The following is a 22,337-nucleotide window of genomic DNA, read 5'->3' on the forward strand; positions in this document are numbered from 1 at the left end:
GGCCCCCATTTTTATTGGCTGGAACAATGACTGAACAATCACTGAGTCGTACCCAGGCCTGGCTGGAAAGCCTGCGCCCGAAAACGTTACCTCTGGCCTTTGCCGCCATTGTCGTCGGAACCGCGCTTGCCTGGTGGCAAGGGCACTTCAATCCTCTCGTGGCGCTGTTAGCGCTGGTGACGGCGGGTTTATTGCAAATTCTCTCCAATCTGGCGAATGACTACGGCGATGCCGTGAAAGGCAGCGATAAGCCTGACCGCATTGGGCCACTGCGCGGCATGCAGAAAGGGGTGATTACACAGGAGCAAATGAAGCGCGCGCTGATCGTGACCGTGCTGCTGATTTGTGTCTCGGGTATCGCACTGCTGATGGCCTCCTATCAGACGATGCAGGATTTTATCGGCTTTATGGTGCTGGGGGCGGTCTCCATCATTGCGGCCATTACCTACACCGTGGGCACACGTCCTTACGGCTACATCGGCCTGGGCGATATCTCGGTGCTGATTTTCTTCGGCTGGCTGAGCGTGATGGGGAGCTGGTATCTACAGGCTCATACGCTGGAAGCGGTGACCTTCTTGCCTGCCACCGCCTGCGGATTGCTGGCGACGGCAGTGTTGAACATCAATAACCTGCGCGACATCAACAGTGACCGCGAGAACGGCAAGAACACGCTCGCGGTACGCCTTGGGCCAGTCACTGCCCGTCGCTATCACACCTGCCTGCTGATGGGCGCGCTGCTATGCCTGGCACTGTTTAACCTGCTGGCTCTGCACAGTTTGTGGGGTTGGTTGTTTATTCTGGCCGCACCGTTGCTGGTCAAACAGGCGCGATTTGTCCTGACGCATCACGACCCGGTGGATATGCGCCCAATGCTGGAACGCACCGTAAAAGGCGCTCTGCTGACTAACCTTTTGTTTGTGGTTGGCATTGTCCTGAGCCGCGCTTTCGCTTAACTGACAAATATCAATTAACAATTGATGATTTTGCCAACAGTGCGATTCGCACGATATACTGAAAAAACTCGCAGCAACTGAGCGTTAAACCCATGAAATACGATACATCCGAGCTTTGCGACATCTATCAAGAAGATGTCAATGTCGTTGAACCGCTGTTCTCCAACTTCGGGGGACGGTCGTCGTTTGGTGGACAAATTATCACGGTGAAATGTTTCGAGGATAACGGGTTGCTGTACGATATGCTCGAACAGAACGGTCGTGGCCGCATCCTGCTCGTGGATGGGGGTGGCTCCGTACGCCGCGCACTGATTGATGCCGACCTGGCAAAACTCGCGGTGCAAAACGAGTGGGAAGGCATTGTGGTGTATGGTGCCGTCCGTCAGGTGGATGACTTAGAAGAGCTGGATATCGGCATTCAGGCGATGGCGGCAATTCCGGTTGGTGCAGCGGGAGAAGGCATTGGCGAAAGCGACGTACGTGTCAATTTCGGCGGCGTGACGTTCTTCTCCGGCGATCACCTGTATGCCGACAACACGGGCATCATCCTGTCGGAAGACGCACTCGATATTGAGTAATCCCGACGCGTTCGGCATAAAAAAGCCTTCTCAGTGAGAAGGCTTTTTCGTTTCAGTCGTCTTACTGAATTTTGCCGAGGAAATCGCGCTTACCTAGCGGCACTCCAGCCTGACGCAAAATGCCGTAAGCGGTGGTGCTGTGGAAATAGAAATTCGGCACCGCGAACTGGAACACGTAGCTGCTGGCGGTGAAATGCAGTTGATGCTCACGAGCCTGAACCATAATCGGGCGCGCATCATCGCCAGCCAGTTTTGTATCATCAACACTTTTCAGGAAAGCCACGGTGGCGGCAATACGTTCCTGTAGCTGCGCGAAAGTGCTTTCATTATCTTCATTCACCGGCGCTTCAACGTCCGCCAGACGGGCAATCGCGCGCTTCGCCATATCGCAGGTAACCTGCACCTGGCGTTTCAGCGGGAACATATCGTCAGCCAGTTTTGCTTCCAGCAATTCGGTTTCCTGAATGCCCTGCTCTTTTGCCCACTCGGCACTTTTCGCCAGAACGGCATCCAGGCTTACCAGCCCGTGAATAAACTGCGCTTTGGTTTCGCTATACAGTGACATTGTCAGTTTCCTAAATGATATCAAACGAGTATCGGATTATTGTTGTCGAAAACACACTGAGAGTAACCTCAGGCAACGTCAAAGCATAGGGCGGAATGTGCGCGGTAACTGTGATGCAGAAACAAAAAAATCCGTAACCCCGAAGGATTACGGATTGTCATCACCTTTTACCGGCTGCGCTTAGTACAGCTTTTTGGCGCAATCCAGCAGGTCGGTTTTGAATGGACGCTTCATGTTTTCAATGGCGTCGATAATGTCGTGGTGAACCAGTTTCTCGTTCTGGATCCCGACACAACGGCCACCGAAGCCCGCCAGCAGCACTTCAATCGCATAAGCGCCCATACGGGACGCCAGGATGCGGTCGTAAGGAACCGGGGAACCACCGCGCTGAATGTGACCCAGAACGGTCGCACGGGTTTCGCGCTTGGTTTCGGTTTCAATGAATTTTGCCAGCTCGTCGACGTCGCACATGTGCTCAGTGATCGCCACGATGGCGTGTTTTTTACCTTTAGCGATACCCGCTTTGATTTCAGCCACCAGATCTTCACGGCTGAATTCGACTTCTGGCACAACCACAAACTCACAGCCGCCAGCGATGGCTGCCGCCAGGGTCAGGTCGCCGCAGTAACGGCCCATCACTTCAACGATGGAGATACGCTGGTGCGAAGAAGAGGTATCGCGCAGACGGTCAATCGCTTCAACCACTGTGCCCAGCGCGGTGAAGTAACCGATGGTGTAGTCGGTGCCTTTGATGTCGTTATCAATGGTGCCCGGCAGACCCACGCAAGGGAAGCCCATTTCGGTCAGGCGTTTTGCACCCATGTAGGAGCCGTCACCGCCGATAACCACCAGTGCGTCGAGACCGCGTTTTTTCATGTTCTCGATAGCCACAGCACGAATGTGTTCTTCGCGGAATTCCGGGAAACGCGCAGAACCCAGGAAGGTACCGCCGCGGTTGATCATGTCGGACACGCTGTAACGGTCAAGCTGAACCATCCTGTCTTCATACAGACCGAGGTAGCCATCGTAAATACCCATGACTTCCAGACCTTCCGACAGCGCGGCACGAACCACACCACGGATTGCTGCGTTCATGCCCGGCGCATCACCGCCGCTTGTCAACACACCGATTTTCTTAATCATGACTACCTCTGAACTTAGGAATGCTAAAAATAATTCTGTTGCCCGAAGCGCCTCCCTCATACAGGGAGAAGATCGACTCTATGAGAGATAGTATATCAGGCGCTTCGTGCTGAATTGATTCAGGTCAGGCCAAATGGCGGTAATTTAGACAAAAAATGCCGATCCGACCCACATTTTTACAACGAATTACGAAAGTCCAAAAAGCCCTGTCGTCCTGCCGGAACAACCGAGCACGGGTCCTGATGAATAATCACATCCGAACCCGGAAAGCGTAACAATAGAGCCTGCTCAACCTGTTCAGCCACTAAGTGCGCCTGAAACAACGGCAGGTTATCTTCCATTTCTAAATGAATCTGAATAAAGCGGGTCGGCCCTGACTGCCGCGTTCGAAGGTCATGCGCACCGCTCACACCTGGCCAGGCGCTCACGATGTTAATGATTTCTTGTCGTTCTTCATCGGGCAGTGCTCTGTCCAGCAGTGACTGAACCGCCTCATACCCCATGCGCAATGCACTGTATAAAATATAGATGCCAATCCCCAATGCAAACAATGCATCCGCGCGATGCCAGCCGTACCATGCCAGCGCCAGCGCAATCAGAATGGCCCCGTTCATCATAACATCAGACTGATAATGAAGCATATCAGCGCGCACCGCCTGGCTTTGCGTCTTGCGCACAACCCAACGCTGGAAGGTGACGAGGATCATGGTGCTAATCAGCGCGATAACGGTCACCACCATCCCCACGCCCGGATCGCGCATCGGTTCTGGCGTCACCAGGTGCTGGATGCCGGTTAAAAACAGGAACAGCGCCGAGCCGGAAATAAACATGCTCTGCGCCAGCGCCGCCAGTGATTCCGCTTTGCCATGCCCAAACGTATGTTCTTCATCTGCGGGTTGCAGCGAATAGCGCACCACCAGCAGGTTCGTTAACGACGCGGCGATATCCACCAGGGAGTCGACCAACGCCGCCAGAATACTGACGGAACCGGTGTACCACCACGCAAAAATTTTAATCAAAAGTAACACCGATGCCATGACAGTGGCGGCCAGTGCCGCACGGCTGACTAATCGGCCATAGGTTTGATTCATAAACACTCCTGCAATCTCTTGCGGGTAGTATAGCGGAATGTGATGTGAGTCAGTGGCGTGAATAACAGGCAAAAAAACCCCCACATCATGTGGGGGAAGACAGGGATGGTGAAGGTATTCCGCACGTAACAAACTGAAATAAAAGGATTTATTCTAATTTTCGTCTACATTTTGACTACACTTCGACAAAGAAGCAGCCAGGCGCACCGCGCTTGGCTGTTTGGTTTTTGAGCACCATCGACAATAATACCCGCCTCAATTCGGAGGGTCTCCGCAAAGGATAAGTTTCTTAATATCAAATCTGTCACCCGCGATGACATTCTGGCAGCGCACCGCGTGCCACCGCAACTGATGGGGGCCATGCCAGATGGTAATGGTTCATTTGATGACGTAGAGAAGGCCGCGCGCGTGTTCGCTATCAATGAACTGATGCCCGAAATGGAAGCGCTGAAGCATGTAAACGACTGGCTAGGGGAGGAGGTGATCCATCAAAAAAAGGGCTGCTTTTATTGTGCGATTTTGCGCATCATTGTGCATTGCGATTTGATGTGAATAAGCAAAAAAAGAACCGCAGTTGCGGCTCAATTTAATATCTCAATGAAGCGGTTTTTTATGCAAAACTTGCGAGGATTTGTTCTCGAATAGAAGGCTTCATAGTCAGCCCACGCTCAAGGAAAAATTGAAAATGCGTTAAGGCTTGTTGCTTATTGAGAAGCCCTCGGCGAACTGCTTCTTGAAGAAGCCCGCCATGTCGTGCCGCTTTTACACCGCGTTCACCACATGTTTTGTAAACCGCATTATCCGCCGAAAGGCATGTTGCTTCATGTATTCTCGCATTAACAACACAGCTTATGTCCGCATACTTCAGCGCCCGCCTACGAGTCTTAATCTCAGCCATTTCAACATAATGCTCAGGTTCATAGTCATTAGTGAAATTATATGGAAGCTGAAGCCTTGCAAGCTCCTCTTGGACATCCAGATTGTATTTAGCTTTTAGCTCCTCACATACATAGGGATCTATCCACACTCCTCCCGGATAAACTTGCCAGATAAGCCCTAAACATCCACCTTCGTAAAAGTCAGATAACACATTCGTGTCGATAACACATCTGGGACATTCAAACGGCATCCTCTCCGGCCTCCTGTTCGTCGTACCATTCATCCAGAAGACTACTGAGAGCTTTTCTATCCAGTTCTAAGAGTTCAGATATGAAGGTTTCCGACGCGGAACCGGCTTCCCATGCTTTACGTGACAATACGGTTAAACGGCCTTTGTAATTCAGGGCTTCTCTAATGGGGTTCGGTTCATACCTCATCCAACCTTTACGATTGGCAGTTGCCCATAGATACCTAGTGTTTTGTTGATTAACTAACTTGCATTTACTAAGGCGGTCAATGATGCAAGTAGCCGAAACTCTAAATATGCTTTTCAGCCTTAGAACAGTTTCTTCATACGCCCAGCCACCACCCTGCATGACAAACTGTTTTCTCAATGCGCTTTCTGGCACCAAGAAACAAGCGGCAAAGTGGTTAGCAACCTTCTCCTCTGGTGAAGTCGTTCTACCTTTGGTTTTATAACTTTTCGCTGGGCCGTCATACTCTTCACGATGGAAGATAAGGTGTGCATATTCATGGCAAATACTGAAAATTTGGCGCTCTACTGAAATACTGCCATGAACATTTACGTAAATTGCAGTGCCGTATTTATTCGAAAACGCAGAAAATCCGAACACCATTCCCTTATCACTTTCCTCGCGATTGAAAGGAATAACACGGATATCAGACGCTTCCAGAATAGCTACAATGTCACCAACACAGGTAGCGTTACCGATACCGAGACGGAAACGCTCTTCCATCGCCTTATCTTCTACCCTTCGTAAGTCCTCTTCTCTGGCAGTGAAGATAGGCATTGAGTTAGGAAGATCTTCTGGCAAATTCGCCTCAGCAGCCTCCTCAATTGCGTTGATATTTTTCAACTTTTCAATCAACTCATTGCGGAGTTTAGCGTCCAACAAATCTGGGCTATCTGCTCGCATTGCAAAACGAAACTCGCCGTCATCTTGATCATAAAAATATCCGATAGGCTTATCGAAAATCTTGCAGAGCATGATGAGTTGAGTAACGCTTGGAACGCCCTGTGCCTGCTCAAACTTACTGTAGGTTTGACGGACAACACCGATCGCATCTGCGACAGTAATTGCGCTCATTCCCGCGTCGTTTCTGGCTTGTACTAAGCGTTCGGCTATACGCTGTTGAATGTTCATATGTCACCTTCGTTTAACAACGGTGGCTCTTCTAAAATGATATAGGTTAATTATTACTAACATTATGGATGTAGAGTCACAAAAATCATAGGTAATATTGTGCTAATTCCATAAAATTCTAACCAAGCGATAAAAACTACTTGAACCCATATTACATACTTTAATATCAATAAATTAACCAAATAAAAGTTTACTTATAAGTTGCTTGAAGCCTGACGCCATCCAGTGCATGTACTACCACCACTGGCTGAGGAAAATCCAGAGATGACATTTCTGGAAAAGGAAGAGATTAGCAGTTTGCTAAATGCATTAGCTGGCGATGCCAGATTGATTGCCCTGTTGGGAATCAGCACCAGTGCGCGTTAGTCTGAATTGGCAACGTTAGAACCTTCTCAGACAGTCAATTGCCGAGTGACTTTCCTGAAGACCAAAAATGGGAAGAAGCGCATCGTTTCAATCTCTGCCGAACTTGAAAAGCTAATCAAAGGAGGCAAGCGCGAAGCTGTTCAAAGTGGACTATGAAAAATTTTGTCTGATCCTGAAAGCAGTAAAATCCGACATACCACCCAACCAGGCAACACATATTCTGCGCCATACCTTCGCGAGTCATTTCATGATGAACGGGGGAAACATTATCGTGTTACAGCAGATTTTAGGACATGCCAGCATTCAGCAAACGATGGTTTACGCGCATCTGTCGCCAGACTATCTGCAAAATGCCGTCTCACTAAATCCGCTCGCCGGTGGCGTATCCCTTTAAGATTGAGTTGCCTCAGAGTGTCCACATTGCGTCCACACTCTGAGTAATTTAAAACGGCTCATGCTGGCTCCAACATCTTGTAAGTTGCTGTTTTAGTTTGAAGTTGTATGTAAGTTATTGATAAAAAAAACCCCCACATCATGTGGGGGAAGACAGGGATGGTGTCTATGGCAAGGAAAACAGGGTTTGTTACTGGTTACTACGGGTACTGCTGCTACTAAACAACAATGACGCTGGGCCTTGCTGCATCCTTGCAACCTCCCGCAGCTGATCCATTCGCTGCTGGTGCTTCTCGTTCAAAACCGCTTGCTGCTCTGGTGTTAACAGGCGATACATCTGGTTGCGAACCCTGGCCATTTCGACCTGGCGGACAACCTGCTCTTGCGCCATTTTTTCTGCCTGAGCGCGGACAGCGGTTTCATCAAAATTTTCTGCGGTGACAAGCTTATGCATTGTCTCCATTTCGCTAACATTAACAGGAGGCTGCTGGCGTCGAGCCTGTTGCATAAGATCCCGCATCTGTTGGCGCTGATGTTCGGTTAAACTTATGCCGTCAAACATATGGCTCTGACTAGTGCTCTGCGTCGCCCCATCATTCGGGTGCCAGTTAACGCCGGTAACGACTTCAGCAGCCTGGCTATTCGCACTTAGCGCCAGTGTTGAGGCCATGACGGCAGCGATAACATTGCGCATCACTTGCTCCCAAAAACTTTTGTTTCGCGATTCAACGAGAGACAGTCTACGATTCAGGCTGCAAACATGCGTCAGGGGGTGTAAAACAACGTAAAGTCATGGATTAGCGAGCCTTGATGACGTAATTTCTGCCTCGGAGGTATTTAATCAATGAATAAAATCCTGTTAGTTGATGATGACCGGGAGCTCACCTCCCTGTTAAAGGAGCTGCTCGACATGGAAGGCTTCAACGTGCTGGTTGCCCATGATGGGGAACAGGCGCTGGCGCTTTTGGATGACAGCATCGACCTGCTTTTGCTCGACGTAATGATGCCGAAGAAAAACGGTATTGATACCCTTAAAGAGCTTCGTCAGACACACCAGACACCGGTCATTATGTTGACCGCACGCGGCAGCGAATTGGATCGCGTACTCGGCCTTGAGCTGGGCGCGGACGACTATCTGCCAAAACCGTTTAACGATCGCGAGCTGGTCGCACGTATTCGTGCAATCTTGCGCCGTTCCCACTGGAGCGAGCAGCAGCAGAGCACCGATAACAGCTCACCAACATTAGAAGTTGATTCCCTGAGCCTGAACCCAGGTCGTCAGGAAGCGAGCTTCGATGGGTCTACGCTCGAACTGACCGGTACCGAGTTCACCCTGCTTTATCTGCTGGCGCAGCATCTCGGCCAGGTGGTCTCGCGTGAACATCTGAGCCAGGAAGTTCTGGGTAAACGCTTAACGCCGTTCGACCGCGCTATCGACATGCATATTTCCAACTTGCGTCGTAAATTGCCGGAGCGTAAAGACGGTCATCCCTGGTTTAAAACCTTACGTGGACGCGGCTATTTGATGGTGTCCGCTTCATGATAGGAAGTTTGACCGCTCGCATCTTTGCCATTTTCTGGTTAACCCTGGCACTGGTGCTGATGCTGGTACTGATGTTGCCCAAGCTCGATTCGCGCCAGATGACAGAACTGCTGGACAGCGAACAACGCCAGGGTCTGATGATTGAACAGCATGTCGCGGCTGAACTGGCGAACGATCCGCCCAATGATTTGATGTGGTGGCGTCGCCTGTTTCGGGCCATCGACAAATGGGCGCCTCCGGGGCAGCGCCTGCTGTTGGTCACCAGCGAAGGCCGCGTGATCGGCGCAGAACGCAACGAAATGCAGATCATTCGTAACTTTATCGGCCAGTCCGATAACTCCGATCATCCGCAGAAAAAACGTTATGGCCGGCTGGAAATGGTTGGTCCTTTCTCCGTCAGAGACGGAGAGGACAACTATCAGCTCTATCTGCTGCGCCCGGCCAATACGTCACAATCCGATTTCATCAACCTGCTGTTTGACCGTCCGCTGCTACTGCTGATTGTCACCATGCTGGTCAGCTCGCCGCTGTTGCTGTGGCTGGCATGGAGTCTGGCAAAACCCGCGCGTAAGTTGAAAAACGCCGCCGATGAAGTGGCTCAGGGTAACCTGCGTCAGCATCCTGAACTGGAATCCGGGCCACAGGAATTTCTGGCGGCTGGCTCCAGCTTTAACCAGATGGTGACCGCGCTGGAAAGAATGATGACAGCCAACCAGCGCCTGCTGTCCGATATCTCCCACGAACTGCGCACGCCACTGACGCGCCTGCAGCTTGGCACCGCCCTGCTGCGCCGCCGCGCCGGGGAAAGCAAGGAACTGGAGCGCATTGAAACAGAAGCACACCGTCTGGACAGCATGATCAACGACCTGCTGGTGATGTCACGCAATCAGGCGAAAAACGCGCTGGTCAGTGAAACGCTGAAGGCGAATCAGCTGTGGGGCGAAGTGCTGGACAACGCGGCTTTTGAAGCGGAACAGATGGGGAAATCGTTCACCGTCGACTATCCGCCAGGCCCATGGCCGCTCTACGGTAACCCGAATGCGCTGGAAAGTGCGTTCGAGAATATCGTTCGCAATGCCCTGCGCTACTCGCACACGAAGATTTCCGTGAGTTTCTCGGTCGATAAAGACGGCATCACCATCAACGTGGATGATGACGGCCCAGGCGTAAGCCCGGAGGACAGAGAGCAAATTTTCCGTCCGTTCTACCGCACAGATGAAGCACGCGATCGCGAGTCCGGCGGCACAGGCCTTGGCCTGGCGATTGTCGAAACCGCCATTCAGCAACATCGAGGCTGGGTGAAAGCAGACGACAGCCCGCTGGGTGGATTACGTTTAACGATGTGGTTGCCGCTTTATAAGCGGGATTGACGAAGTATCCCCTCTCCCTAGCCCTCTCCCAAAGGGAGAGGGGACTTAATTTGCGCTGGTTTTCTCCCTCTCCACGTGGGAGAGGGTCGGGGAGAGGGCATCAGACCGCAGAGAACTACTTCCCCCACAACCGACGTGAATTATCCTCAATCTGCCCCTTAATCCGCCGTTTTTGCATCGTGCGCGTCCAGCTCACCGACAGCCCCGCAGCCGACAGTAAGCGGTGGTACTGCTCGTCGTCGAACGGCAGATGCCAGGCAATTGCCGCAGCGTCATACACCGAGACATCGCTCAGACGCGAAACTAATTCTAGCGGTTGCTCACTGGACACTTTCCCTGCGCTAATCACCCGATACAGCCAGCCGACTTTGCCGCTGTTCTGCATTTGGGAGGACATATCGCTGATGGCAAAATGGTAATTGAGCTTGAAGCAAGGTGAACGCGGCTGCGTGACCTGAATCAACGCCTCACCCCAACAAAAAATATCGCCGATACAGACGTTTTTCTCGGTCAACCCTTCGGTTGACAGATTCTCGCCAAATGCCGGAGCACAGAACAATTCAGCCTGTTCGGGAAAGGCTCTCGCCCACTCGGCGTAATGCTCACGCGGGTAATGGCACAGCGCGCGATCCGGGCCACCGTGGATTTTCTTCTCAGCTTGTTCGTCGCCCACCAGGCCCAGCTCAGTCAGCTCAAGCTCGCCTTCTACCTGCAATTTTGCAATCGCACTTGGGCGGCTGCCTTCATATTCACTGACACGGCCCGTAAACACTTCCACCGGATAATGCATCTTCCCTTCTCCTGCCTCATCACTTAGTCCCCCATTTTTGCACGTTAACTGCGCAAAATGCGACATGCGTAGACCTGTTCATGAAGGATTCATGGTATCCATGAATGAAATTGAAACACCATTTCACTATAAGGAGTCAACGACGTGACCAGCTCTTCCCCTTTCGCGGGCGTTTGGTGCCCCTCGATTACCCCCATGGACAGTGAAGGAAGTCTCGATTTCAACGGACTCGAAAAACATCTCGCTCGCCTGACTGACGCCCGGATCGACGTGATACTGCTGATGGGCAGCATCGGCGAATTTGCTTCGTTCTCGCTTGAGGAACGCCTGACGCTGATTCGCAAGGCACGCGCTATGTCGCCCCTGACGATGGTGGCCAACGTCTCTTCAACTTGCCTCAGCGACGTCTGTCTGATGGCTCAGGAGGCCCATGATGCCGGTTATGAGGCGGTTATGGTATTGCCGCCGTATTATTACGGCCAGACGCCTAATCAGGTGCTCAGCTATTTCCGGGAGATAGGTTCGAAGATGGCGGGCAAATGGTTTGCTTATAACTTCCCCGCCCGCACTGGTTGCGATATCAGCCCAGAGATCGCCGCGAAGTTAGCCGCTGAATTTCCGCAGTTTGCGGGGATTAAGGACACCGTGGATTGCCAGTCGCACACGCGCAACATGATCCTCGCCACTCAGGCCGTTCGCCCCGATTTCGCCGTGCTTTCGGGTTATGACGAATACTTCATTCCCAACCTGATGGCCGGTGGTGCAGGCGTGATTTCGGGTCTGAACAATGTGATGCCCGAACTGTTTGTGCAGGCTCGTGAAGCGTGGAAACAAGGCGATCTTCAGACGCTCATTCATGCCCAGCAAGACATCGGGCGATTCATGGCGATTTATGCCATTGGCGATGACTTCGTGACCACGATTAAAACCGTCGTCTCTCGAAAATTTGGCTATTGCACGCCAGTATCGCGTAACGCGGGCGGCGTACTCAGTGTCGAACAGTTAAGTCAGGTCGATAAGCAGTTTGGTATTCACTAACGCAAAAGGGCCTCATTCGAGGCCCTGAGAGTGATGACAAACCTCTAACGAATGAAGATTTGTCATAGGGTGCCTAATAAGAAACAAGGAAAATCAATTTATTGATTTTCGGCTGATAACCACAAAGAAGGAAAAACCACGCTTTTTCCTTCTTTGTCAGCAGTCTGAAGGGCCTCATTCGAGGCCCTGTTTTTATCTCAACCGGGTTATTTCACCGTGTGGCGAACATCAATCTCAATCGCCGCGGACTTCACTTTACGTGACCAGATTGAGGTAATGATCGGCACCAGAATCGACGTCACGATAACGGATGTCGCCACCAGTGAAGTGGCTGCCGGAGCCATGGGTTTGAAGGCAGGCACCATTTCGGCTATCAACACCGGCGTTGCCACTGCGGCACCCGCCGAGCTGGAAGCCGCAATCCCGGCTGTGCCATCGCCGCCGCCAATCAGCTTATCGGCAATAATCAACGGAATGCCTGTCACCACAATCACCGCCAGGCCAAGCAGAATACCTAACACGCCAGTCTGCGCAATAACGCCCAAATCGATAGTGTTGCCCAAAGCAAACGCGAAGAACGGGATCAGCGTTTGCACCGCTTTACCAAAGAAATCCCGAAGTTCCGGGTCAAGGTTACCCAGCAGGAAGCCCACCAGGAACGGGAGCACAGCGCCGACAAAGACATGCGGTTCAAAAGAGGCAATTCCTGCGGTGCCAAGAATAATCATCGTCATCAGCGGGCCAGATTCCAGCGACATCAGTACAAACGCGCCAGCCTCTTCTTTGGTGCCGTACTGTTGCATGATGGAGGCGTACAAGCCGCCGTTTGTCATATCCATACAGGCCACCAGCGCCAGCGTGGACAACCCGGCGAAGAACCCTGCTTCAACCCCATGTTCAGGAATAATGCGTGAGGCGATGGCGGCGACAACCCACGCCACAGCAATTTTGGTCACGACCAGCGTGCCGGATTTCCGTAGCACCGTCCCGGTCGCGCTGAGCTTGATTGACGCGCCCATGCAGAAGAACCAGACGGCAAGAATCGGGACGGTACCGGTAATCATCCCGTTGGTAAACGAGCCAAAATACTTGCCCGCGTCAGGGGAAAAGGTATGGCACAGCGCGCCCAAAAACAGCGGCACCAGCATCATACCGCCGGGGATTTTTTCAATTGCACGTTTAATTTGCATGTCCACCACCCGTTAGAACGTATTGTTTTTCTGATTTTCTGACGCCTTCCGGAGCGTCGCGGCAGGCAAACAATAGTCCCTGTGGGAAGTGAGAACAGTGATCGCGCAAACAAATTAAAACGCAGTTTTATATTTATGGGATCAATGTTTTTATTTTTGAGCCCGGTCACATCGCCGCGCTTCGCCCATAAAAAAACCCCGCTGAGTTCAGCAGGGTTTTGTTTGCCCGCAGGCAACAACAGGCGTCAATTCGCCTTATTTTTTAGCCGCGAAACGTGCAGCCGCTTCGTCCCAGTTCACCACGTCCCAGAAGGCTTTGATGTAGTCCGGGCGACGGTTCTGGAATTTCAGGTAGTAAGCGTGTTCCCACACATCCAGGCCCAGGATTGGGAAACCGGAGGTGCCAGAAATGGCTTCACCCATCAGCGGGGAATCCTGGTTAGCGGTAGAAACGACAGCCAGTTTGCCGTCTTTCAGAACCAGCCACGCCCAGCCAGAGCCAAAGCGAGTGGCCGCCGCTTTTTCGAACTCTTCTTTGAATTTCTCAACAGAGCCGAAGGTGCTTTCGATTGCCGCTTTCAGGTCGCCCTGCAGGGTGGTACCGGTTTTCAGGCCTTTCCAGAACAGGCTGTGGTTAGCGTGACCGCCGGCGTTGTTACGCAGTGGGCCTTTTTTGTCTGCTGGCAGCTGATCCAGTTTGGTGATCAGCTCTTCAACCGGCAGGTTAGCGAATTCAGGCAGGCTTTCCAGCGCAGCATTGGCGTTGTTCACATAAGCCTGGTGGTGTTTGCTGTGATGGATTTCCATCGTCTGCTTGTCGAAGTGCGGCTCCAGAGCATCGTACGCGTACGGCAGGGATGGCAGTGTATAACTCATATTCATCTCCATTTATCATTGGGCGGCTGAGTGTTAACGCCGCGTAAGCAGTTGGTTCATTATAGTTATTTAAATGATATTGAAAATGTTTATCAATGCCGTAGTTTTAATAAGGTTATAACAATTGGTTATGTGCCTGATTTTGTGAGCCCGCTCAAGGTGAACACGCGCTTTTTGCCAGGTCTGGGCTTTACGCGGCAACGGCCTGAAGGTTAATCAAGTGGCTGATTTTTACACTCATCACCTCAGATGAATGATTCATCGATGTAAAAACGTTGAGGTCTAAAAATGAGTCACGCGATTACGATGGGTATCTTTTGGCATTTGATAGGCGCCGCCAGTGCAGCCTGTTTCTATGCCCCGTTCAAACAAGTTAAAAATTGGTCCTGGGAAACCATGTGGTCCATCGGCGGTATTGTTTCCTGGCTGATTCTGCCGTGGGCGATCAGCGCCATGTTGCTGCCGGATTTCTGGGCTTACTACGGATCGTTCAGCGCCTCCACGCTGCTGCCGGTTTTCCTGTTCGGCGCAATGTGGGGCATCGGCAACATCAACTATGGCCTGACCATGCGCTATCTCGGCATGTCGATGGGCATCGGCATTGCGATTGGTATCACGCTGATTGTCGGCACCCTGATGACGCCAATCCTCAATGGCGAGTTTCACGTTCTGGTCGGCACCGAAGGCGGGCGTATGACGCTGCTCGGCGTGCTGGTTGCCGTTATTGGTGTGGGCATTGTGACCCGCGCGGGGCAGCTCAAAGAACGCAAAATGGGTATCAAGGCCGAAGAGTTCAACCTCAAGAAAGGCCTTATTCTGGCCGTGATGTGCGGGATTTTCTCTGCCGGCATGTCGTTTGCGATGAACGCCGCGAAACCGATGCATGAAGCCGCTGCGGCGCTCGGTGTTGATCCGCTGTACGTCGCCCTGCCAAGCTATGTGGTGATCATGGGTGGCGGTGCCGTTATCAACCTCGGCTTCTGCTTTATCCGCCTGGCCACTAAGTCGAACTTGTCGGTAAAAGCTGACTTCTCGCTGGCAAAACGCATGATCATCGGCAACATTTTGTTCTCCGCACTGGCGGGCCTGATGTGGTATCTGCAGTTCTTCTTCTACGCCTGGGGTCACGCAAGCATTCCGGCGCAGTATGACTACATGAGCTGGATGCTGCACATGAGCTTCTACGTGCTGTGTGGCGGTCTGGTTGGGCTGATTCTGAAAGAGTGGAAGTCGGCAGGTCGTCATCCGGTGGGTGTACTGAGCCTCGGTTGTGTGGTGATTATTATCGCCGCCAACATTGTCGGGCTGGGCATGGCAAGCTGATTACGCCGCGGTTTTGTTACGATGACGCCACTGACCTGGCGTCATCCCCACTTCCCGATTAAACACCACCGAAAAGTAGTTACTGTCCTCAAAGCCGCAGTGCATCGCAATTTCCCCGATCATCAATTCTGAATGCTGCAACAGGTACTGCGCATGACAAATGCGGAGCTGACGCAAATAGTGGTTGATGGTCATCCCGGTTTGCGTCCTGAACTGCTGGCGCAAGGTGCGCTCGCTGCAGGCCTGCTGTTCACAGAATTTATCCAGCATGAAAGGTTTATTCAGGCTGCCCGCCAGCGCGGTAAGCAATTTATCGAGCAGCGCTTCGCTCTCGGTGGCGGCAAGATTGTCGGTAGCATAACGGTGGCGGCGCAGCATCACCACCAGTTGGGCAAACAGCAATTCTGCCATTTCATTCGAGTGTGGGCAGGTTTTATTGCCCTCCTGCTCAAGCGCAGTGATCACCTGCCGGGCCTGTGTCATGCCGTTGCTGCCAATACGCCAGTGAGGAGCCCAGGTCGTGCCGTTCAGGCCAGGAATATGGGCAGCCCAGTCGAGATTCAGGTGAAAGCGATCCGGGCAGTAGATAATATTCTGCAAAACCAGATCGTTAACAGACGCATAAGAGTGTTTGTCTTCCGCACGGATATAAAAAAGATCGCCGCGAGTAATACGATAAGGACGGTCATTGAGGATATGCAGCCCGTTGCCGCGCCAGACAAGAACCAGCTCGCAAAACTCGTGTGTGTGCTCCGCAAAGACATTCTGCGGATAGCGATCGGCCACCGCCACCGCCTGCTGCGGCGAGGCAAAGAAATCAGCCTTTCGGAGAATAAGTGGAGCGGACACGGCGAGACCTCAAACAGCGAATAACATTCTCATTATTAGCTGTTTTTTCACTAAAAAACGGTGACTGGTCTCGCGTTACTGAAGCAGGGTATCTCGTCCCTGGCGAATATCGCGCGGCGACCAATTAAATTCCCGGCGAAAAAGCGTCGAAAAGTGATTACTGTCGCCAAAACCGCAGCGAAAAGCGATATCTGTGACACTTTCGTCACTGTGGCGCAACAGATGACGGGCTTTGGTTAAACGGATGCGATTCAGATAACGCTGAGGCGTCATGCCGGTGTGATGCTTAAGTTGGCGGTGCAGGGTTCGTAACGAGAGCGAAAAGCGGTCTGCAACGCCTTCCCAGCACACATCTTCGGCAAAGTGATCTTCCAGCCATGCCATCAGCAAGTTCAACCGGGCATCATTATTGGTCGCCTCTTCAGCCAGACTTCCTCTGCGCAGCTGCACCAAAAGCTGCATGAACAGAATTTCGCGGTTGGCGATGGCGTGCATGTCATCACTTTCATGCAGATTTTCCATCTGCTGAACAATCAGTCGCACCTGTTGCAGCACTGCCTGATTCACCCGCCAGTGAGACGGATACACGCCGTCCTGCTCCTGCGGCAACAGTTTTTGCAGGCCGGAAAGAAACTGAAACGCATCGGGTGAACGGTACAGAACGTTGGTCAGACAGAGATTGTCTGTGTGCTCATACAAATGGCGGTCATGATCACGAACAAAGCACACCGTTCCCCCGGTAATGGTGTACGGCTGGCCATTAAAAACATGAATACCTGTGCCGTGTTCCACAATCACAATTTCATGAAAATCATGATGATGTTCCGGAAAAGCGGATTGTGGGAGCCGAGGCTCAATCGCCACAGGCGCATGCCCTGTCGGAAAAAAATCCACGCTGTGCAATACGGTCATCGTAGCCCCACCAAATGAGAAAAGTTATCAGGATAATAATCAGCCCCTGACGATCTCACCTTGAATTTTTGACAGCAAAGTGCGCAAACCTTGTCCGTTTTTCAAGAAACGACGGGAAAAATCAGGAAATGCGTTGAGCGTCACACCCGCATGTAACGGGATGATTACTGGAAATTGTGAACCCTCTCACGTTCATCTTTGCTTTCTTGCCAGCGGCCTTTTACGGCTGTCAGTAGTAAGAAGGTAGCCATGGCGGCGCTGTCCCACACTGTCCTTAATAACTATCAGAAGGACCCCCTGCCATGAGTTTTCGCCATTGTGTGGCTGTCGATCTAGGCGCATCCAGCGGACGTGTCATGCTCGCCCGCTACGATCATCAGAAACGAACCCTTGAACTGAACGAAATTCACCGTTTTGTGAATACGCTGCAAAAGATGAACGGTAGCGACTGCTGGGATCTCGACAGCCTGGAAGCCGAAATTCGCTGTGGCCTGAAAAAAGTCTGCGATAACGGCATTCTTATCGACAGCATCGGGATTGATACCTGGGGCGTGGACTACGTGCTGCTGAATAAAGACGGCAAGCGCGTCGGTTTGCCTGTCTCCTATCGCGATAGCCGGACTCAGGGCGTGATGCAACGTGCTGAATCACAGCTTGGCCGTGCAGACATTTACCGTCGCAGCGGCATCCAGTTTTTACCTTTCAACACGCTTTATCAGTTCCGTGCGTTGGTTGAACAACAACCGGAAGACGTGGCGCAGGTCGCACATGCCCTGCTGATCCCCGACTATTTCAGTTTCCGCCTGACCGGGAAAATGAACTGGGAATACACCAACGCCACCACCACCCAGATGGTCAATATCAACACCGATAACTGGGATGGAGACCTGCTCAATTGGGCTGGCGCTTCACGCGATTGGTTTGGCACACCAACGCATCCTGGCAACGTGATTGGTCACTGGATTTGCCCGCAAGGCAATCACATTCCCGTGGTGGCTGTCGCCAGTCACGACACCGCAAGCGCGGTCATTGCCTCACCGCTGGCCGACAAACATGCGGCCTATCTCTCTTCCGGCACCTGGTCGCTAATGGGCTTTGAGAGCAAAACGCCTTGTACCAGCGATATCGCGTTAGCCAACAACATCACCAACGAAGGCGGCGCAGAAGGCCGCTATCGGGTGCTGAAAAATATCATGGGGCTGTGGCTGCTACAGCGCGTGTTGAAAGAACAAAACATCACCGACATCGCGACGCTGATTGCCCTCACTGAGGACATTCCAGCTTGTCGGTTTGTGATTAACCCGAACGACGATCGCTTTATCAACCCGGACAACATGAGCGCCGAAATTCAGGCCGCCTGCCGCGAAAGCCGCCAGCCTGAACCGAAAAACGCAGCAGAACTGGCTCGCTGTATTTTCGACAGCCTCGCGCTGCTGTACGCCCGTGTGCTGCATGAACTTGCCGACCTCCACGGCCAGGCTTTCTCACAGTTACACATCGTGGGTGGCGGCTGCCAGAACGAGCTGCTCAATCAGCTGTGCGCGGATGCCTGCGGGATCACCGTCGTCGCCGGGCCGATTGAAGCCTCGACGCTCGGCAATATCGGCGTGCAGCTGATGACCCTTGATGAACTGAAAGATGTCGACGATTTCCGTCAGTTGGTGCGTGACAACCACGCCCTGACCACTTTTACCCCGAATCCGAACAGTGAGATTGCCCGGTATGTCGCGCAATCTCAGGCACAACAGACAAAGGAGCTTTGCGCATGACCACTCAACTAGAACAAGCCTGGGAACTGGCAAAACAGCGTTATGCCGCCGTGGGTGTCGACGTCGAGGAGGCGCTGCGTCAGCTCGATCGTCTGCCTGTCTCGATGCACTGCTGGCAGGGTGATGACGTTGCCGGGTTTGAAAATCCAGGCGGTGCGCTGACCGGCGGCATCCAGGCTACCGGCAACTATCCAGGCAAAGCACGTAACGCCACAGAACTGCGTGCCGATCTGGAACAGGCGCTGAGCCTGATCCCTGGGCCAAAACGCCTGAACCTGCACGCCATTTATCTTGAGTCTGACAAGGCCGTTGGCCGCGATGAAATCAAACCAGAACACTTCAAAAACTGGGTTGAGTGGGCGAAAGCCAACAAACTGGGCCTCGATTTCAACCCGTCCTGCTTCTCGCATCCCAACAGCGCAGACGGCTTTACCCTTGCTCACGCCAACGATGAGATTCGCCAGTTCTGGATTGACCATTGCAAAGCCAGCCGCCGTGTCTCCGCTTATTTTGGCGAGCAGTTAGGCACGCCGTCAGTGATGAACATCTGGATCCCGGATGGCATGAAAGACCTGACCGTTGACCGTTTCGGGCCACGCCAGCGTCTGATGAACGCGCTGGATGAAATCATCAGCGAGAAACTGAATCCGGCGCATCACATCGATGCCGTGGAAAGCAAACTGTTTGGTATCGGTGCAGAAAGCTACACCGTGGGCTCCAACGAGTTCTACATGGGATACGCCACCAGCCGCCAGACCGCACTGTGTCTGGATGCCGGTCACTTCCACCCAACCGAAGTTATCTCTGACAAAATTTCGGCTGCGATGCTGTTTGTGCCTCGCTTGCTGCTGCACGTGAGCCGTCCAGTTCGCTGGGACAGCGACCACGTGGTGCTGCTGGATGACGAAACGCAGGCGATTGCCAGCGAAATTATCCGCCACGACCTCTTCGATCGCGTCCACATCGGCCTCGATTTCTTTGACGCATCTATCAACCGTATCGCCGCATGGGTCATTGGCACTCGCAATATGAAAAAAGCCCTGCTGCGTGCCCTGCTGGAACCAACTGCAGAACTGCGTCAGCTTGAGCTGGATGGCGACTACACCGCCCGTCTGGCGCTGCTCGAAGAGCAGAAGTGCCTGCCATGGCAAGCCGTTTGGGAAATGTATTGTCAGCGCAATGACACCCCTGCGGGCAGCCAGTGGCTGAACAACGTACGCGCTTATGAGAAAGAGGTTTTAGCGAAGCGCGGGTAATTCCACCCTCTCCCTAACCCTCTCCCTGAGGGAGAGGGGACTGTCCGGTTTCTCCCTCTCCATCAGGGAGAGGGTCGGGGAGAGGGGAATCTTATGAGTAGGCCGGGTTAGCGCAGCGCCACCCGGCAATTTGAAGGAAAGAAAGACTATGCAGACCATTACTGATTCCTGGTTCGCTCAGGGCATGATCAAAGCCACCTCTGATGCCTGGCTGAAAGGCTGGGATGAACGCAACGGCGGCAACCTGACACTGCGCCTTGATGAAGCAGACATCGCCCCTTACGAAGCAGATTTTCACAAGCAGCCACGTTACATCGCGCTGAGCCAGCCGATGCCGCTGCTCGCCAATACGCCGTTTATCGTCACCGGTTCCGGGAAATTCTTCCGTAACGTCCAGCTCGACCCAGCCGCTAACCTCGGTGTGGTGAAAGTGGACAGCGACGGCGCGGGCTACCACATTCTTTGGGGACTGACTCACGAAGCGGTGCCAACCTCTGAACTGCCAGCGCACTTCCTTTCCCATTGCGAACGCATCAAGGCGACCAACGGTAAAGACCGCGTGATCATGCACTGCCACGCGACCAACCTGATCGCCCTGACCTATGTGCTGGAAAACAACGCCAACCTCATCACCCGCAAACTGTGGGAAGGCAGCACCGAGTGTCTGGTGGTGTTCCCGGACGGCGTCGGCATCCTGCCGTGGATGGTGCCAGGTACCGATGAAATCGGCCAGGCAACGGCCATTGAAATGCAGCAACACTCGCTGGTGCTGTGGCCGTTCCATGGCGTATTCGGCAGTGGCCCAACCTTAGATGAAGCGTTTGGCCTGATCGACACCGCGGAAAAATCGGCTGAAGTTTTAGTGAAGATTTACTCGATGGGCGGCATGAAACAGACCATCACCCGGGAGGAACTGGTTGCCCTCGGCAAGCGCTTTGGCGTCACCCCGATGCAGTCAGCGTTAGATTTGTACCAATAACAACATCGCGCCCCGCTCACTGAGACGGGGCGAATTTACACCTGCAATCCCTACAACTAACTCTTAGTGGAGTAAAAGCAATGAAAATAAAAGCAAGCTTGATCCTCACCGTTGCCTTATTGGCGTTGTCCGGTTCCGCATTAGCAGAAGTCAAAATTGCCCTCGTGGCAAAATCATTAGGAAATGGCTTTTTTGAAGCAGCGAACGTTGGCGCGCAGGAAGCGGCGAAAGAGTTAGGTGACGTCAAAGTCATTTATACCGGCCCAACCACCACCACCGCCGAAGCACAGATCGAAGTGCTCAATGGCTTGATCGCCCAGGGTGTCGATGCGATCGCCATCTCCGCTAACGATCCGGATGCTTTAGTGCCTGTGCTGAAAAAAGCCATGCAGCGTGGCATCAAAGTGGTTTCCTGGGATTCCGGCGTGGCGCAAGCGGGTCGGCAGATCCACCTGAATCCTTCGAACAGTCAGTTGGTGGGCGAAACCAACATGTCGCTTGCCGCCGATGCGCTGAAAGCGCTGAACGTCGAGAAAGGTGATGTCGCCATTCTGAGCGCCACCCCCACCTCGACCAACCAGAACACCTGGATTGCAGAAATGAAGAAAGTGCAGTCGCAGTATCCGTCCGTCAATCTGGTGACGGTCGCGTATGGCGACGATCTTTCTGATAAAAGCTACCGCGAAGCGGTCGGTCTGCTGAAAACCTATCCTGACCTGAAGGTGATCGTCTCGCCGTCGTCTGTCGGGATTGTGGCCGCAGCGCAGGCAGTGAAAGATCAGGGCAAAATCGGCAAAGTGTATGTCACCGGTCTGGGCCTGCCGTCTGAAATGGCGGGCGCGGTGAAATCTGGCGCGACCAAAAGCTTTGCTATCTGGAACCCTATCGATCTGGGTTATGCCGCCACCTATTTAGCGGATGACCTGGTAAAAGGCACGGCAACCAAAACCGAAGCCAGCATGGGCAAACTGGGCAAAGTGCAGCTGGATGCTGAAGGCAACGGCGCGATGGCGAAGCCGTTTGTCTACGATGCGAGCAACATTGATAAGTTCTCCAAAATTTTCTGATCACCTACCCCTCTCCCTAACC

The 22,337-nt window shown here is 52.8% G+C and carries 21 protein-coding genes and 2 pseudogenes; 12 read left to right on the plus strand and 11 right to left on the minus strand.

All coding sequences use genetic code 11. The features are described from left to right. The first annotated feature begins 26 nt into the window (after nucleotides 1-26). Nucleotides 27-953, plus strand: coding sequence for a 1,4-dihydroxy-2-naphthoate polyprenyltransferase (gene menA, locus ACI2I2_RS12640; protein WP_404658220.1), 927 nt, complete (start codon nucleotides 27-29; stop codon nucleotides 951-953). Between the two features lie 92 nt (nucleotides 954-1,045). Beyond that, nucleotides 1,046-1,531 (plus strand): ribonuclease E activity regulator RraA, encoded by a 486-nt coding sequence (gene rraA / locus ACI2I2_RS12645; RefSeq protein ID WP_330984236.1) that lies wholly within the window; start codon nucleotides 1,046-1,048, stop codon nucleotides 1,529-1,531. A 61-nt stretch (nucleotides 1,532-1,592) separates the two neighbouring features. On the opposite strand, the gene ACI2I2_RS12650 is transcribed toward rraA, so the two are convergent. From ACI2I2_RS12650 to fieF, 3 genes are all read right to left on the minus strand, one after another. Beyond that, a complete protein-coding gene (locus ACI2I2_RS12650) occupies nucleotides 1,593-2,096 on the minus strand; it encodes a DUF1993 family protein (protein WP_404658221.1) in 504 nt (167 codons plus the stop codon). 180 nt (nucleotides 2,097-2,276) lie between these two features. Further along, nucleotides 2,277-3,239, minus strand: coding sequence for a 6-phosphofructokinase (pfkA, locus tag ACI2I2_RS12655; RefSeq protein ID WP_404658222.1), 963 nt, complete (start codon nucleotides 3,237-3,239; stop codon nucleotides 2,277-2,279). A 176-nt stretch (nucleotides 3,240-3,415) separates the two neighbouring features. After that, on the minus strand, nucleotides 3,416-4,330 hold the full coding sequence (fieF, locus tag ACI2I2_RS12660) for a CDF family cation-efflux transporter FieF (RefSeq protein WP_404658223.1): 915 nt from the start codon (nucleotides 4,328-4,330) through the stop codon (nucleotides 3,416-3,418). Between the two features lie 264 nt (nucleotides 4,331-4,594). Here fieF and ACI2I2_RS12665 point away from each other — a divergent pair. After that, nucleotides 4,595-4,882: pseudogene (locus ACI2I2_RS12665) on the plus strand (hypothetical protein); the annotation flags it as partial. 58 nt (nucleotides 4,883-4,940) lie between these two features. On the opposite strand, the gene ACI2I2_RS12670 reads toward ACI2I2_RS12665, so the two are convergent. Then, the gene (locus ACI2I2_RS12670) at nucleotides 4,941-5,459 is read right to left on the minus strand and encodes a PIN domain-containing protein (protein ID WP_102891996.1); all 519 of its coding nucleotides are present in this window, start codon (nucleotides 5,457-5,459) and stop codon (nucleotides 4,941-4,943) included. After that, nucleotides 5,449-6,594, minus strand: a complete 1,146-nt coding sequence (locus tag ACI2I2_RS12675) for a helix-turn-helix domain-containing protein (RefSeq protein WP_404658224.1) — start codon at nucleotides 6,592-6,594, stop codon at nucleotides 5,449-5,451. The genes ACI2I2_RS12670 and ACI2I2_RS12675 overlap by 11 nt, the downstream gene beginning before the upstream one ends. A gap of 216 nt (nucleotides 6,595-6,810) precedes the next feature. On the opposite strand from ACI2I2_RS12675, the pseudogene ACI2I2_RS12680 reads away from it, so the two are divergent. Beyond that, nucleotides 6,811-7,354, plus strand: a pseudogene (locus ACI2I2_RS12680) (tyrosine-type recombinase/integrase); the annotation flags it as partial. A gap of 189 nt (nucleotides 7,355-7,543) precedes the next feature. Here the strand turns inward: ACI2I2_RS12680 and cpxP are convergent. Next, the gene (gene cpxP / locus ACI2I2_RS12685) at nucleotides 7,544-8,047 is read right to left on the minus strand and encodes a cell-envelope stress modulator CpxP (RefSeq protein WP_404658225.1); all 504 of its coding nucleotides are present in this window, start codon (nucleotides 8,045-8,047) and stop codon (nucleotides 7,544-7,546) included. Nucleotides 8,048-8,197: 150 nt separating this feature from the next. Here cpxP and cpxR point away from each other — a divergent pair, with 150 nt between their 5' ends. Together cpxR and cpxA are read left to right on the plus strand one after the other, a co-directional pair. Then, nucleotides 8,198-8,896, plus strand: coding sequence for an envelope stress response regulator transcription factor CpxR (cpxR, locus tag ACI2I2_RS12690; protein WP_404658226.1), 699 nt, complete (start codon nucleotides 8,198-8,200; stop codon nucleotides 8,894-8,896). Further along, complete coding sequence (gene cpxA, locus ACI2I2_RS12695; protein WP_404658227.1) at nucleotides 8,893-10,266, plus strand: envelope stress sensor histidine kinase CpxA; 1,374 nt, start codon at nucleotides 8,893-8,895, stop codon at nucleotides 10,264-10,266. Before cpxR ends, cpxA begins: the two co-directional genes overlap by 4 nt. 115 nt (nucleotides 10,267-10,381) lie before the next feature. On the opposite strand, the gene yiiM is transcribed toward cpxA, so the two are convergent. Then, nucleotides 10,382-11,056 carry a 6-hydroxyaminopurine reductase gene (gene yiiM / locus ACI2I2_RS12700; protein ID WP_404658228.1) on the minus strand — a complete coding sequence of 225 codons (675 nt, stop codon included), beginning with the start codon at nucleotides 11,054-11,056 and terminating at the stop codon, nucleotides 10,382-10,384. Between the two features lie 144 nt (nucleotides 11,057-11,200). Between yiiM and ACI2I2_RS12705 the strand changes: the two genes are divergently transcribed. Then, a complete protein-coding gene (locus ACI2I2_RS12705) occupies nucleotides 11,201-12,094 on the plus strand; it encodes a dihydrodipicolinate synthase family protein (protein WP_404658229.1) in 894 nt (297 codons plus the stop codon). 206 nt (nucleotides 12,095-12,300) lie between these two features. On the opposite strand, the gene kdgT is transcribed toward ACI2I2_RS12705, so the two are convergent. Both kdgT and sodA read right to left on the minus strand, forming a co-directional pair. Further along, a complete protein-coding gene (kdgT, locus tag ACI2I2_RS12710) occupies nucleotides 12,301-13,284 on the minus strand; it encodes a 2-keto-3-deoxygluconate transporter (protein WP_404658230.1) in 984 nt (327 codons plus the stop codon). Nucleotides 13,285-13,539: 255 nt separating this feature from the next. Next, entirely contained in the window at nucleotides 13,540-14,160 is a 621-nt protein-coding gene (sodA, locus tag ACI2I2_RS12715) for a superoxide dismutase [Mn] (protein WP_154161755.1), read from the minus strand. A gap of 288 nt (nucleotides 14,161-14,448) precedes the next feature. Between sodA and rhaT the strand changes: the two genes are divergently transcribed. After that, nucleotides 14,449-15,483 (plus strand): L-rhamnose/proton symporter RhaT, encoded by a 1,035-nt coding sequence (gene rhaT, locus ACI2I2_RS12720; protein WP_404658231.1) that lies wholly within the window; start codon nucleotides 14,449-14,451, stop codon nucleotides 15,481-15,483. On the opposite strand, the gene rhaR is transcribed toward rhaT, so the two are convergent. Then, nucleotides 15,484-16,332, minus strand: coding sequence for an HTH-type transcriptional activator RhaR (rhaR, locus tag ACI2I2_RS12725; protein ID WP_404658232.1), 849 nt, complete (start codon nucleotides 16,330-16,332; stop codon nucleotides 15,484-15,486). A gap of 75 nt (nucleotides 16,333-16,407) precedes the next feature. After that, the gene (gene rhaS / locus ACI2I2_RS12730) at nucleotides 16,408-17,244 is read right to left on the minus strand and encodes an HTH-type transcriptional activator RhaS (protein ID WP_404658233.1); all 837 of its coding nucleotides are present in this window, start codon (nucleotides 17,242-17,244) and stop codon (nucleotides 16,408-16,410) included. Nucleotides 17,245-17,546: 302 nt separating this feature from the next. Here rhaS (ACI2I2_RS12730) and rhaB point away from each other — a divergent pair, with 302 nt between their 5' ends. From rhaB to rhaS (ACI2I2_RS12750), 4 genes are all read left to right on the plus strand, one after another. Next, nucleotides 17,547-19,013, plus strand: a complete 1,467-nt coding sequence (rhaB, locus tag ACI2I2_RS12735) for a rhamnulokinase (RefSeq protein WP_404658234.1) — start codon at nucleotides 17,547-17,549, stop codon at nucleotides 19,011-19,013. Then, nucleotides 19,010-20,269 carry an L-rhamnose isomerase gene (rhaA, locus tag ACI2I2_RS12740; protein WP_330984222.1) on the plus strand — a complete coding sequence of 420 codons (1,260 nt, stop codon included), beginning with the start codon at nucleotides 19,010-19,012 and terminating at the stop codon, nucleotides 20,267-20,269. Before rhaB ends, rhaA begins: the two co-directional genes overlap by 4 nt. Nucleotides 20,270-20,417: 148 nt before the next feature. After that, nucleotides 20,418-21,248 (plus strand): rhamnulose-1-phosphate aldolase, encoded by an 831-nt coding sequence (rhaD, locus tag ACI2I2_RS12745; protein ID WP_404658235.1) that lies wholly within the window; start codon nucleotides 20,418-20,420, stop codon nucleotides 21,246-21,248. An 80-nt stretch (nucleotides 21,249-21,328) separates the two neighbouring features. After that, entirely contained in the window at nucleotides 21,329-22,315 is a 987-nt protein-coding gene (gene rhaS, locus ACI2I2_RS12750) for a rhamnose ABC transporter substrate-binding protein (RefSeq protein ID WP_404658236.1), read from the plus strand. The last annotated feature ends 22 nt before the right edge of the window (nucleotides 22,316-22,337 follow it).

Origin of the sequence: Scandinavium sp. NPDC088450 (genome assembly GCF_044900545.1) — a bacterium.
In the GTDB taxonomy this organism is placed as follows: domain Bacteria; phylum Pseudomonadota; class Gammaproteobacteria; order Enterobacterales; family Enterobacteriaceae; genus Scandinavium.

Excerpts from the sequence above, each read along its gene's own strand:
- menA (WP_404658220.1), top strand. The coding sequence starts at position 27 with ATGACTGAACAATCACTGAGTCGTACCCAGGCCTGGCTGGAAAGCCTG.
- rraA (WP_330984236.1), top strand. The coding sequence starts at position 1,046 with ATGAAATACGATACATCCGAGCTTTGCGACATCTATCAAGAAGATGTC.
- ACI2I2_RS12650 (WP_404658221.1), bottom strand. The coding sequence starts at position 2,096 with ATGTCACTGTATAGCGAAACCAAAGCGCAGTTTATTCACGGGCTGGTA.
- pfkA (WP_404658222.1), bottom strand. The coding sequence starts at position 3,239 with ATGATTAAGAAAATCGGTGTGTTGACAAGCGGCGGTGATGCGCCGGGC.
- fieF (WP_404658223.1), bottom strand. The coding sequence starts at position 4,330 with ATGAATCAAACCTATGGCCGATTAGTCAGCCGTGCGGCACTGGCCGCC.
- ACI2I2_RS12670 (WP_102891996.1), bottom strand. The coding sequence starts at position 5,459 with ATGCCGTTTGAATGTCCCAGATGTGTTATCGACACGAATGTGTTATCT.
- ACI2I2_RS12675 (WP_404658224.1), bottom strand. The coding sequence starts at position 6,594 with ATGAACATTCAACAGCGTATAGCCGAACGCTTAGTACAAGCCAGAAAC.
- cpxP (WP_404658225.1), bottom strand. The coding sequence starts at position 8,047 with ATGCGCAATGTTATCGCTGCCGTCATGGCCTCAACACTGGCGCTAAGT.
- cpxR (WP_404658226.1), top strand. The coding sequence starts at position 8,198 with ATGAATAAAATCCTGTTAGTTGATGATGACCGGGAGCTCACCTCCCTG.
- cpxA (WP_404658227.1), top strand. The coding sequence starts at position 8,893 with ATGATAGGAAGTTTGACCGCTCGCATCTTTGCCATTTTCTGGTTAACC.
- yiiM (WP_404658228.1), bottom strand. The coding sequence starts at position 11,056 with ATGCATTATCCGGTGGAAGTGTTTACGGGCCGTGTCAGTGAATATGAA.
- kdgT (WP_404658230.1), bottom strand. The coding sequence starts at position 13,284 with ATGCAAATTAAACGTGCAATTGAAAAAATCCCCGGCGGTATGATGCTG.
- sodA (WP_154161755.1), bottom strand. The coding sequence starts at position 14,160 with ATGAGTTATACACTGCCATCCCTGCCGTACGCGTACGATGCTCTGGAG.
- rhaT (WP_404658231.1), top strand. The coding sequence starts at position 14,449 with ATGAGTCACGCGATTACGATGGGTATCTTTTGGCATTTGATAGGCGCC.
- rhaS (WP_404658233.1), bottom strand. The coding sequence starts at position 17,244 with ATGACCGTATTGCACAGCGTGGATTTTTTTCCGACAGGGCATGCGCCT.
- rhaB (WP_404658234.1), top strand. The coding sequence starts at position 17,547 with ATGAGTTTTCGCCATTGTGTGGCTGTCGATCTAGGCGCATCCAGCGGA.
- rhaA (WP_330984222.1), top strand. The coding sequence starts at position 19,010 with ATGACCACTCAACTAGAACAAGCCTGGGAACTGGCAAAACAGCGTTAT.
- rhaD (WP_404658235.1), top strand. The coding sequence starts at position 20,418 with ATGCAGACCATTACTGATTCCTGGTTCGCTCAGGGCATGATCAAAGCC.
- rhaS (WP_404658236.1), top strand. The coding sequence starts at position 21,329 with ATGAAAATAAAAGCAAGCTTGATCCTCACCGTTGCCTTATTGGCGTTG.